The organism is Cytobacillus sp. FSL R7-0680, from assembly GCF_038009245.1.
GTDB lineage: Bacteria > Bacillota > Bacilli > Bacillales > Cytobacillaceae > Cytobacillus > Cytobacillus kochii.
In genome coordinates, this window is record NZ_JBBPAO010000001.1 from 2161100 (window position 1) to 2173694 (window position 12595).

Here is a 12595-nt window from a genome sequence, read left to right on the forward strand (position 1 = left end):
AGTTTATTGATATTAAATGTAAATTTTTATGAATTTCACATCTATTTCGAGGTGACAAAACATGAAAAAAATTAAAGGACGTATGGACGAAAGCATTTTAGTATGCGTCTATTATGGACCAAATGGTGAAAGACTTATTCAGCGTGGATGCAAGATTGCAAACATGATGGATTGCCCTCTATATATTTTAACGATTGACCCTAAGCCTTTTGATGATATGGATGCAGAGAAGTCTCATTATATTACGAAATGGCAGCAATTAGCTGAAATGCACAGTGCTGATGCTTTCATTTTAAAAGATAATGAAAGAAGACCTGTTTCTAAAGTTATTGCTGATGTCGCTCGCGAAAAAAATATAACACAAATCATTCTTGGGCAAACGGCTCAAAGCCGCTGGGAGCAAATTGCAAAAGGGTCTATTATTAACTCTCTATTAAGAGAAGTACCTTTTGTCGACCTGCATATTATCTCAGTATCACGATCATTAAAAGATGAAGAAGGTCATTTTGAAAAAGGTGTTCGCGCTTATCTAATTAAGGACGGGGACCATTATCGACTCACTTTCAAATATTCTAATGATGTAGAATATGAAGGTATATTCTTCAAAGATCTCGGTACCGATTTTAATAATGGTGTGTTTAAGTTCATGAAAGATAAAAAAACACTGCAGGTTGAATGTACAGATGATGTCATAAAAGATTTCAAAAACGTTGATATGGCTCCTGAATTTGACGAGGAAGATGAAAAATAATACTTTCTTTCCTCTTAACGCCTCCAATTATATGGAGGTGTTTTTTTTATAAATTGACATCTACTTTTATTAGCTTTTTATCGAATTTATCAATCCCAATATACCTTAACGTTTCAGCTGGCGTATTGTGATTGTATATGTTCATTAGAATGGAAATGGCAATTCCTTTTCGATAGGCATGGTAACCAAAAGTTTTTCTTAATGTATGCGTACCAATTTTCCCTTGTACACCAACCTTTTTTGCCGCTTGGTTAATGATACGGTAAGCTTGTTGCCTTGTAATAGGTTGTTTGTTCTTTTTAGATTTAAATAAATAATCGTTGTCATTTAATTTAAATAACTTCATATAAGAAGCTAGTTCTTTCAAAATGCTGTTATTTAAATAAAATGCACGAGAATCACCATTCTTTTCATCCTTAATATATAAAAATTCTTTTAAGCCCTCTTCCTCCCATAAATCTTTAACCTTTAAAAATAATAAATCACTCACTCTTATCCCTGTATTAATCCCTAAGACAAACAGGAGTACATCCCTTTGTGAATGCAATCTTAATTCTGATTTAATTTTGTTAATGTCTTCTATATCCTTAATCGGATCCACAAACTCCACAGGATTTCCTCCTAGAAATTTTAATGTAACTTAATTGTATGTTATCAAAAATTAAGTTACATTACAACTTGTAAGTATACGGTTTAGCCCATTTATTTATATTTTTAAAATTGCTACCATTCTTGATTTTCCTCACTCCAAGACAAAATAAACTTTTACTCATTTAAAATAGCGACCTTTAAAAGGTCGCTACAGTTCATTTATAAAGAATAGCCGCTAAAAGATTTTAAAACTTCCATGTAATCATTCTTTGACTTAATTGGAATCCCTTGTTTCAACTGCTCGCATTTTTTACTTTCAAGCTTTCCTAAATCAATAGAAAAGAATGATTGAATAATTTGTGCCTTTCTAGGTTCTCCATTAAAAATGGTGAGTACACCATCTTCAGTAATGCCAAAATAACCATTTGCCTTTAATAATGGCGAAATATCATTTACTTGTTGACGAAAAACCATTTCTCCTTTTTTCATATCCATTAATTGCCACTCATCGTATTTTGCCCATAAATCTTCAAATGACCATATCGTTTCGCGCACTCGTTCCTGACTAATTTCCCCATCAATATATTCTCTTTCTAAAATAATATCTATTTGTTCTGGTTTAATTTCTTTTATTGTTTGGTTTTCATTCCCACGACTTACAGCTTGGACGCTATTATGAATACTAAAGGGAAAAGTGATGAGTAAGATAATTAAGGTTATCGCACTTAATTTCTTCATTATTGCCCCTCCTTCACCAAGTATATCCACCTCTTAATACTATATATTTTCTCCACTTTTTTTTTCCTTATACGCATACTCCCGATTGAGCCTATTCATAGGACTAAAATCAAATAACAAACATTAGGTAAATCATCTAACTCCAAAAAAATGCACGAACAAATTTAATTTCCAAACTTGTTCGTGCTTCATTTATATTGATTACTTTGAATAAAAGATTTCATCAATATTCTCATTTATTTTTTCCATTGGGAGACCTGCTTTTACATCATTATCAATTGTATTTAGGCGAAAGAATTGACTTTCGTTCGTAACAATTCTCACTTTTCTCTCTCCAACAAAGGATTTTACCTTTGAAAAAACCTCTTGTTCAACTTGCTTTTCATCCGCATCTTTATTTAGTCTTAAAGCAATTACTATCTTCCCGTCATGCTCAGCCGCTCTCGCTTCTTTTACTTGCTCTACTTCTTCTGCATCATGGATAACTTTTTCAATTAATTCTCCTTCATAAGATTGATAATAGTTAGACCGCGGTACATGATTATACTCAATATGGCCATTATAATTGACATCTGTTTTGCTGAATTTCCCATCTCTTGTTGTATCCGTTTCATCTCCTAGAGAATGATCCATCCACTCTGTTACTGCACCATCATCATCATTTAATAGCTTAAATTTCGATTTTTGATTATGCTGTTCATTCGTATAATAACCCATAGGTACCGTCCGATTCCGGTTCTCGTCTGTCGTCTCACTCGCATCGTTATTCGTACCACAGGCAGCTAAACTCATCGACATCACAACAGCAAAAGTGACAAATAGAATCTTCTTTTGCATTTAACATACCCCCACTGGTAATATTGGAGATTTTTCATCTCTTTACTATTTTGCAAAAAACAAGGGGCAGTCATACAAATTAGATTTATCCATCTATTCTTTTTTTCAGCTCTTCCACAAATAATTTCCTTTTCTGAAATTGATCAATGGTTAAGGATAATAATGGTCGCATTTTCTTTGGATAAATATAGGTTCGTTCTCGAATACACCTGTTCCACTCCCGAAAGACATCAGTTGGATAAGAGAGAGCGTACAAAGATTGGTTACTAGTAGTGAGTTCCTTTAATTGAGGGAACTTCTCCATTTCATTTAACTCCCAATCAAGCGTTGGCAAAATTCTGTTTGCGTACTGTAAATAATCATATTCCTTTTGGCCAATGGATATTAAGTCAAAATCAATTAAAAATAATTGGTTACTATCATCGCGAATAAAATTATGATGAGCCACATCACCGTGAAGTATCACTTCATTCGCTTCAATTGTCTGTTCTTTTCCCCCCATACCAGATAAAGACCAATCTGCCCATGCTAAATATTCAGCCATTATCTCTTTTGGTATAAAATACTTTAAAATACTTTCATTTTTTTTGAATTGCACAGTCCGAATTCTCCATTTATCTCGCTGGTGGTGGGGGGACAATAATGTAACATAACGATCCTTTAATTTTTTTGAGACATGATGAAATTTGTCAATGAGATCTAACCCTTCTTTACGGTTGGTTTCGTTTTGGTAAGTAAAAGGCTGTTCAGAAGGGAGGATATAAAATAAGCATCCAAAATAAATTCCATCGAAAAATAACGGTGGATCCTTTGCTAAAGGAAGAAAGGAATAAGTATGAACAAACCCCTCCTTTATTAATGAAGAGGTAAATGTTTCTTGAAGTTTAAACTTATGATAAGAACGAAACCCTTTTAATATAAATGGTGTGTGATTTGTTTCTACTTTAAAAACATTTTGCCTGATTTGATTAATTTCTAATATGGTCCATGGTATTTGCTTTTGTAAATAGGAGAGGAGACGATTATGATGATCGTCTCCTTTAACATTATCCTTCGAAGTCACTGCTTTCATCATAGCCTCTTGGCATTCCAAACGGTTGTGCGCCACCCATTGGTGCATAGCCATATGGGGAACCATGGTGCGGCATCGGACTATAAGGATAGCCAAAACCCTGATTCATCGGTGCTTGATATTGAGGGCCACCACACCCACAATCTTGTGTTCCTGCTACAGTTGGAGGCATTGGCATTTGACTGTGGCTAGGACTTAACGGCATCTGGCTTTGACTTGGACTTAACGGTAATTGTTCTCCTGACTCACTCACACCTTGCACCTGTGGATAGAACGGCATTACACCATGATGATGCATCATATGATGTGGCGGGCATGGCGGTGGACATGGTGGCGGGCATGGATAGCAAGGCTGCTGCATCGCCGGCATCATATAAGTCGGTTGTAGCGGTAATTGCTGATCAAACGCTCCTCCTACTTGTGGTGGAAGCTGTGCTTGTTGATCATAGGCACCACTCACTTGCGGCGGGAGCTGTGCTTGTTGATCATAAGCACCGCCCACTTGTGGAGGGAGCTGCGCTTGTTGATCGTACATACCTCCTACTTGCGGCGGGAGCTGTGCTTGCTGATCATACATACCTCCTACTTGTGGCGGGAGCTGTGCTTGCTGATCGTACATACCTCCTACTTGCGGCGGGAGTTGCGCTTGCTGATCGTACATACCTCCTACTTGTGGCGGAAGTTGTGCTTGCTGGTCGTACATACCTCCTACTTGTGGCGACAGTTGTGCCTGTTGTTGATTTTGATATGGTGACATATATGAAGAACTTTCTTCATGATAATTCGGACTCTCTACACCCGCTACCATACCTTGTTGCTGATAGGGGTTGTAAGCACCTTGATTTTGAGGATAGTAAGGCTGTTGCATGCCAGGTTGGAACATATTAGGGTTATAAGGATACATAAGTTGATCATAACCTCCTTGGATTTGCTCCTTCCCTTTAATAGAAGGAGATTGTGATGACTCAGTCGACTTAGGTAAGATATTGGTTGGTTTTGGTGGTAATTGCGGCATAGGTTTTAATGGCTTTTGTTCTTGAACAGGTTTTAATGGCTTTTGCTCTTGAACAGGCTTTAACGGCTTTTGCTCTTGAACAGGTTTTAACGGCTTTTGCTCTTGAACAGGCTTTAACGGCTTTTGTTCTTGAACAGGTTTTAAAGGTTTTTGCTCTTGAACAGGTTTTAACGGCTTTTGTTCTTGAACAGGCTTTAACGGCTTTTGTTCTTGAACAGGTTTTAAAGGTTTTTGCTCTTGAACAGGTTTTAACGGCTTTTGTGTTTCGAAATTCATCATATAGTAGTTGTTTATATCGATATCCGGCAGGATTTGTTTAGGCATTTTAGGTTTATACGGTTTTTTCACTTCTTTTTTTACTGCTTCTTTCTTTACTTCTTCCTTCTTTACCTGTTCTTTCGGCATCTCTTTTGGCATTTCTTTTTTAGAGCCTACGTTAATCTTTGTTCCTGATAGGGGTGCTTCCTTCTTAATCATCCCACCTGCTCCTGGTACTTTAATTTTCATACCCGGCATAATCATATCAGGATTACTTAACTGAGTATTCATCTTTTTAAGCTCTTCGAAATTCACGCCGTACTTCTTCGCAATCTTCCATAGGGTATCACCCTTTTGAACGATATGGATTTTCACGCTGGTTCCCTCCTATACAAAACAAACTTTCATTGATGAGAGCTTTATACCATCAATGATTATAACGAATCGGGATAAAAAGTAGCTGCCTAACACCTATAAATACGTGCGGGCTCATACCTACTTCTCGACGAGTCCATATATTCTATGAAGGAATGGGCAAATTGCTAATAATCTTCAAAAAAACTTATGCAGAAATCATGAAAATTATGATAAACATTAAAGGAAAGCACAAAAAAAGGATTTTTTTAATGAAAATTCTGAACAGACTTATGAAAATGATTTTTTGTCCACAGCAACATTTTTTGATTTACCCATAAAAAAACTACCTAATGAAAGGTAGCCTTATTTCAATTTATTTTATTACCAACATGCGTGCTAATGCTTGTTTTGCTCCTGCAGCGATTTGATCATCAACCTTGATTTGATTTATGGGCTCACCTTTCTCCAACATTTCTAAATTCCATGCAAAATGCATTAAATCAATGCGATTCATTGTCATACATGGACACATATGTGGATTTAATGAAACAATCTGTTTATCTGGATGTGATTGAATGAGACGATTTACTAAGTTCATTTCAGTGCCAATTGCCCACTGAGAACCTGGCTTACTCTTTTCGATTGCCTGAATAATATCATTCGTAGAACCATCCATATCAGACCGCTCAACAACTTCTCTTCTACACTCAGGATGAACAATGATTTTCATTTCTGGTCTGTTTTTTCGTATATCTTCGATGTTCCTCACTGTAAAATTCTCATGCACTGAGCAATGACCTTTCCATAAAATCACTTTGATCTGCTCATTTCCTCCATCAAATTCTAATCTATGTTGAATCGGATCCCAGACTGCCATTTCATCTAAAGCAATACCTAACTTATAGGCTGTATTTCTGCCAAGATGCTGATCCGGCAAGAACAAAATCCTTTCCTTTTGTTGGAGCGCCCATTTTACCACTTCTTCTGCATTGGAAGAAGTAACGGTCGCTCCACCATGTTCACCCACAAATGATTTAATGGCAGCTGTTGAATTTACATAAGTAAGCGGTAAAATGGTCTCCCCAAATCGCTCGGTTAATAGCCCCCATCCTCTTTCTGTTTGATGGATATTAGCCATATCAGCCATTGAACAGCCCGCTCTCATATCTGGTAAATAGACTTTTTGATTTTTAGTTGTTAAGATATCGGCTGTTTCTGCCATAAAATGTACACCGCAAAACACGATAAACTCAGCTCGGGTATTCTGCGCACAAAATTGTGCTAATTTTAATGAATCACCTGTACTATCAGCAAATTGTATCACTTCATCTTTTTGATAATGGTGGCCTGGAATATACAACTTGTCTCCAAAGGTACCCTTCACGCGACGCACAATATTTTCTAACTGCCCATTAGATAAAGAACGATATTTTTCTGGTAGTATCGTTTGTTTTTCAATCGTGTCAAATAGATTCATTTCGCTTCTCCTTCTCTATCATAGACATTCTCACACTAATATCAAGTGCGGAAACTGAATGTGTTAAAGCACCAATCGAAATATAGTCAACACCTGTTTGTCCATACTTATGAAGTTCCTCTAAACGGATACCTCCTGATGCCTCGGTTATAACACCTTTCGGCACATAAGTTAACCAATCTTTTATTTCATTAGGTGTACGATTATCAAACATAATGACATCTGCGCCAGCAGTAATCGCTTCATTCAATTGCGCTATACTCTCAATTTCGACCTCTATCTTAACCATATGTCCAATCTTTGACTTCACACTTTCTACTGCTTTACTTATCGAGCCTGCAAAGCTTATATGATTATCTTTAATCATGACCGCATCATATAATCCGTAGCGGTGATTATAACCACCACCTGTTCGAACTGCATATTTCTCAAGCATTCTTAATCCAGGTGTTGTTTTTCTTGTATCGACAATACGTGTATGTGTGCTATTTAATAAAGCAACCGCTTTCTTTGTTTTCGTTGCGATTGCACACATTCGTTGCACTAAATTCAAAATTACACGCTCTCCTTTTAAAAGTGCTGAGATTGGCCCATATACTTTAAGTAAGACTTCCCCTTGATTAAACCACTCACCTTCCTGTTTGAAGAATTCAAAATGGCATTCATTAGATAACAAAGGAAAGCCTGTCGTTATGATCTCTCTACCGCAAAACACACCTGTATCCTTCGCTAGAAAAGTAATTGCACCTCTTTCGTGTTCTCCAAAGATCAATTCTGTCGTTACATCTCTTTCACCAATATCTTCAATGAAGTAATGCTCTAATTGTTTGCGAAGTTTCAATGTATTCATCATGATCACCTTTCTTTTCATGCTTAATTTCTTTTTTCATCCATTCTTCCATTTCAATTGGAAAGTCCTCACGAAAATGTCCCCCTCTACTTTCATTCCGTTTAAGGGCTGATTTCGTAATGCATTTTGATATTTCCATCATAAAAACGATTTCAATTTCCTCTTGTGATAGATAATCTAATGATTGTGGGAGATGAAAATGATTGAGATAACGTAACTGATCTTGTAAGTTGGCCTTATTCCTTACTATGCCAACATATTCCATCATTCGGTTTTGAATATCTTCTTTTGCAGGTAATCTTCCTTGGATATTCTCTTTCTTAATTTCAAAACGATAATCGCTTCTTTTACCTACGTCATGATCCTTACTCTTATTTATTTGCTGAGCTACTTTTTTACCAAAATACAAACCTTCTAAAAGAGAGTTACTAGCTAAACGATTTGCTCCATGCACGCCCGTCCTTGCCACTTCCCCCATTGCATAAAGATGAGCAATACTTGTTTCGCCACTATCATTCGTCTTGACCCCACCCATAAGAAAGTGGGCACCAGGCGAAACTGGTATTAATTGATCTTCAAGATTAACACCATTAGCTTCACATAATTTACTAATAGTCGGAAATCGAGTAGTGAATCGTGCCACCTGCTGGATATTTAAATAAACTTTTCTACCTTGCTTCATAGTTTGATAAATTTCTTGAGCGACAATATGCCTCGGAGCCAAATCCTCAAGTGGGTGAACTCCCTTCATTATCGAAATTCCTTGTTCATCAACTAAAACGCCACCTTCCCCACGAACAGCTTCAGAAATAAGACCTTTCGTTTCACCACCCACGTATAATAAAGTCGGATGGAATTGAATAAATTCAAGATCCGTTAATATAGCCCCTGCCCGATGTGCAAGAGCTAAACCATCACCGGTAACAACAGGGCTATTAGATGTATATTGAAACAACTGACCACACCCACCAGTTGCTAAAACCACATGTTTGGCGAAAATGATATGGGTTTCGTCTTTTTTTTTCACTTTTACGCCATAGCAAATTTTCCGTTTAACGAGAAGCTCATAAACAAATGCATTTGTTATTACTTCAATATGTTTAGGTAATTGACTGATCATAAAATCAACAAGATGCTTCCCCGTCGCATCGCCGCCACTATGCACAATTCTTTTTTTACAATGCGCTCCTTCTAACCCAAGTGATAATTCCCCGTTTGTATTCTCATCAAATGGAAAGCCTAGTGCACTTAACTCATGAATTAAATCAGGTGCCTCCTTTGTTAAAGCTTCCACAACCCGTTCCTCATTGTGATAGCGTCCAGCATTCAAAGTATCTTGTAAATGGAGGGCCCAATCATCCTCTTTACTGAGCGAAGCAGCAACCCCTCCTTGTGCTAAATAAGAATTACTACTTCTCATATCTGACTTTGTGATAATTATCACATGCAAATCATTACGAATTTTTTGTGCTAATTGAAGAGCAGCTACACCACTCCCAATAATAACCACATCTAAACTTTTCATTGTGATCCTCCTGACAGTAAACTATACAGGTAAAATTAACATATGTCTTGACACTTATATTTACACAGATTTAAACTGATGACAAGAGTTTTTAACAATATTTATTTCCCTACTTGTAATAATTAGGTTAAAGCCTAGAAATGAATACAGATGATGATGGATAAGACCTTCATACATCCCCTTCTATTCAAAAACAAAGGAATGAAGCCATTTATGATTTACTTAGACTATGCCGCCACTTGCCCCTTATCAAAAGAAGCGGCTGATGCATATGTAAGAACTGCTACTGAATTTTATGGAAACACAGAAAGCTTTCATGATATAGGCAGTCGGGCACATGATTTACTGGAACAATGCCGTTTGACGCTAGCTTCTTTTCTACATGTACCGAGTAGTGGAATTTATTTTACGAGTGGAGGGACGGAAAGTAACCTTATTTGTATCCGATCTCTTTTAACCTTAACGAATACAAAAGGACATATTATTACCACATTAGCTGAGCATTCTTCTATTTCTAACTTTTTATCTATACTTGAAGATAATGGTTATGAGGTGACTTATCTACCATTTGATCATAATGGTCAAATTGATTCTAAACAATTCGCGGCCGCTATTAGGCCAGATACCATTCTTGCTATTATTCAACATGCCAATAGTGAACTTGGTTCAATCCAACCAATCGAGGAAATAAGCGCATTATGTAAAATGCATCAAATCTACCTTCATTGTGACTGTGTCCATTCCTTTACGAAAGTAGATATCACTCCTGTGAGCCAAGTCGTTGATAGTCTTGCAATATCTGCCCATAAATTTTACGGACCAAAAGGAGCCGGTTTAGCCTATATACATCCTGCACATCCCATTCGTGGCTTACTACCAAATACTTCACATGAAAAGGGATTGAGGCCAGGTACAGTCAATCTACCAGCTATAGTCGCTATGACAATAGCTGCAGATGAAAGTATGAGAACATGGAAACAAACAAGAACGCACGCACAAATCCTTCGCCAAGCTTTCATCACTCATTGTGTCCATTTTGACTCTATTATTTATGAGGCACCAAAAGAAAGACAAATCCCATCTACTATAGGGATGCGAATACCTGGAATTGAGGGACAGTATGTGATGTTAGAAGCGAACCGAAAAGGCTTTTGCATTGCTACTGGTAGTGCTTGTGCGACCAATGCGCAATTGCCATCCTCAGCTATGTCTGCCATCGGTGTTAATGGAAAAGCGGCGAAAGAATTTTTCAGAATATCTACTGGAACAGAAACCTCGAAAGAACAATTAATCGCACTTGCCGAATTGCTAGCAACAATAAAGGAAAGCATGGGATAACTTTATTTATACTGGTTTCCTATGGTAAAATTATTGATTATGGTTATAGTAGAGGGGATTAAGAATGAGCGAACAAAAAAAGGTGCTTGGAGAAGACAGACGGATGAAACTACTACAATTATTGAAGGAAAGTGAAGAGCCTATTACAGGTAGTGAACTAGCAGCAAAGTACCATGTAAGCAGACAAGTAATCGTTGGTGATATTACACTGTTAAAAGCAAGAAGCGAACCAATTATTGCCACAAGTCAAGGATACTTAAGGTTAAATCATACTTCACCACATCCGGTAGCTACAAGAACAATAGCTAGTAACCATTCACCTGAACAAACTGAAGAAGAGTTAAACTTACTTGTTGATCATGGGGTCACCGTAAAAGATGTCACAATCGAGCATCCAGTATATGGTGATTTGACAGCATCTATTATGGTTTCTGACCGCAAAGAAGTAAAACAGTTTATGAAGAAAATTCATTCTACTCAATCTAGTTATTTATCAGAATTAACAGGTGGGATTCATTTACACACGATTACGAGCAGCAGTGAAGCAAAGCTTGACGAAGCAGAAGAGGCATTGAAAAAATCAGGATTTCTTATCGAAATAGATACATAATACTTGCTAGGAAATGGTACTTTATAAAAAGAAAGTAGAGCATGTACTCTACTTTCTTTTTTGTTATTTATGAGTCAATTCTTCTATTTTCCCGAGTTGATATGAAGGATAACTACCTAAAATTTGCACTTTGCAACCTAATGCCTCTAATTCCGCCTTTACGCCTGGAATAAGGACATCATCTATTTTCTGGTCGATATCAATAATAAAGAAATAATTCCCTAATCCTGTTTTCATTGGTCTTGACTCGATTTTTGATAAATTTAAATTTCTCCATGAAAAGGCGGATAGCACTTGGTGAAGCGCTCCAGCACGATCATCAGGTAACGAGACCATAACAGTTGTCTTATATCCTTTTGACTTCTGCGCTGTCTTGAGGTGACAATCTTGCTTTGCCACTACAATAAACCGTGTATGATTATGTGAATAATCATGAATATCTTGGTGAGCAATGGTTAATTGATATTCTTCTGCTGCTAAAGCATTTGCTATTGCAGCAACCTTTTCGTCAGGATGGTCACTTACATATTTTGCAGCTGCAGCCGTTGATGTCATATTAACAAGTTCAACAGCTTTTAAAGTCGAATGTAGGAAGCGATGGCATTGAGCAATTGCATGAGAATGGCTATATACCGTTTGAATATCTTCTAGTTTTTGGCTAGGATGAATAAGTAAATGTTGTCTAATAGGGATGGTCATTTCACCCACAATTGGGTAAAGTGCCTCATGAACTAAATAATCTAAAGTAATATTAACTGATCCTTCTAATGCATTTTCAATTGGTACAACAGCTAAATCAATTTCATCATTTGCTAAAGAATCTAAACAAGCAGGAATGGTTGCTTGTGGAATTGCTCTATCTTCTGGAAATAAGCCGCGAACGGCTATATCTGTAAAAGTAGCAACTGGTCCTAAGAAGCCTATTTTTTTCATTGTGAACACCTTTCATCAGTAGCTTCATTCTATGTAGCCACAACAAATTTGAATTATGAAAAAACTCATTATACTATACTTTAACACTTTAGTTTATGGATGTAAAAGAGGTTTTTATCTTTTTTTATAAGATATCTTTCTTATTAAAATCGAGATAATTTATATGAGGTGTCGATGAGTAAACAAATACGGTTTGACTTGTCTATTATTTCATTGCCTCTGACTCGTTTCTACATGTATGTT

The 12595-nt window shown here is 36.8% G+C and carries 12 protein-coding genes; 3 read left to right on the top strand and 9 right to left on the bottom strand.

The genetic code is table 11. The annotated features are described in order from the left end of the window. Window positions 1-61 precede the first annotated feature (61 nt). A complete protein-coding gene (locus tag MKY26_RS10790) occupies window positions 62-751 on the top strand; it encodes a universal stress protein (protein ID WP_095372425.1) in 690 nt (229 codons plus the stop codon). A gap of 46 nt (window positions 752-797) precedes the next feature. Here the strand turns inward: MKY26_RS10790 and MKY26_RS10795 are convergent, their stop codons facing one another. The 8 genes from MKY26_RS10795 to nadB all read right to left on the bottom strand — a co-directional run bounded on the left by MKY26_RS10795 (window position 798) and on the right by nadB (window position 9471). After that, window positions 798-1361, bottom strand: coding sequence for a tyrosine-type recombinase/integrase (locus MKY26_RS10795; RefSeq protein ID WP_095372424.1), 564 nt, complete (start codon window positions 1359-1361; stop codon window positions 798-800). Between the two features lie 200 nt (window positions 1362-1561). Beyond that, window positions 1562-2080, bottom strand: coding sequence for an intercompartmental signaling factor BofC (locus MKY26_RS10800; protein WP_095372423.1), 519 nt, complete (start codon window positions 2078-2080; stop codon window positions 1562-1564). 201 nt (window positions 2081-2281) lie between these two features. Continuing rightward, window positions 2282-2917: a YhcN/YlaJ family sporulation lipoprotein gene (locus MKY26_RS10805; RefSeq protein ID WP_341096993.1), complete on the bottom strand. Its 636-nt coding sequence runs from the start codon at window positions 2915-2917 to the stop codon at window positions 2282-2284. 85 nt (window positions 2918-3002) lie between these two features. Further along, window positions 3003-3992, bottom strand: a complete 990-nt coding sequence (locus MKY26_RS10810; RefSeq protein WP_341097000.1) for a phosphotransferase — start codon at window positions 3990-3992, stop codon at window positions 3003-3005. Then, complete coding sequence (gene safA, locus MKY26_RS10815) at window positions 3964-5637, bottom strand: SafA/ExsA family spore coat assembly protein (protein ID WP_095372420.1); 1674 nt, start codon at window positions 5635-5637, stop codon at window positions 3964-3966. Before safA ends, MKY26_RS10810 begins: the two co-directional genes overlap by 29 nt. 355 nt (window positions 5638-5992) lie before the next feature. Then, window positions 5993-7096, bottom strand: coding sequence for a quinolinate synthase NadA (gene nadA, locus MKY26_RS10820; protein ID WP_341097014.1), 1104 nt, complete (start codon window positions 7094-7096; stop codon window positions 5993-5995). Next, window positions 7083-7946 (bottom strand): carboxylating nicotinate-nucleotide diphosphorylase, encoded by an 864-nt coding sequence (nadC, locus tag MKY26_RS10825; protein WP_095372418.1) that lies wholly within the window; start codon window positions 7944-7946, stop codon window positions 7083-7085. The genes nadA and nadC overlap by 14 nt, the downstream gene beginning before the upstream one ends. Further along, window positions 7900-9471, bottom strand: a complete 1572-nt coding sequence (nadB, locus tag MKY26_RS10830; protein ID WP_095372417.1) for an L-aspartate oxidase — start codon at window positions 9469-9471, stop codon at window positions 7900-7902. Before nadB ends, nadC begins: the two co-directional genes overlap by 47 nt. A 213-nt stretch (window positions 9472-9684) precedes the next feature. Here nadB and MKY26_RS10835 point away from each other — a divergent pair, with 213 nt between their 5' ends. Both MKY26_RS10835 and MKY26_RS10840 read left to right on the top strand, forming a co-directional pair. Next, the gene (locus MKY26_RS10835; RefSeq protein WP_341097023.1) at window positions 9685-10809 is read left to right on the top strand and encodes an IscS subfamily cysteine desulfurase; all 1125 of its coding nucleotides are present in this window, start codon (window positions 9685-9687) and stop codon (window positions 10807-10809) included. A gap of 64 nt (window positions 10810-10873) precedes the next feature. After that, window positions 10874-11419: a transcription repressor NadR gene (locus MKY26_RS10840; protein ID WP_095372415.1), complete on the top strand. Its 546-nt coding sequence runs from the start codon at window positions 10874-10876 to the stop codon at window positions 11417-11419. Window positions 11420-11482: 63 nt separating this feature from the next. Here MKY26_RS10840 and pheA read toward each other — a convergent pair whose 3' ends face one another. Beyond that, window positions 11483-12352 carry a prephenate dehydratase gene (gene pheA, locus MKY26_RS10845; protein WP_307312752.1) on the bottom strand — a complete coding sequence of 290 codons (870 nt, stop codon included), beginning with the start codon at window positions 12350-12352 and terminating at the stop codon, window positions 11483-11485. Window positions 12353-12595: the final 243 nt, after the last annotated feature.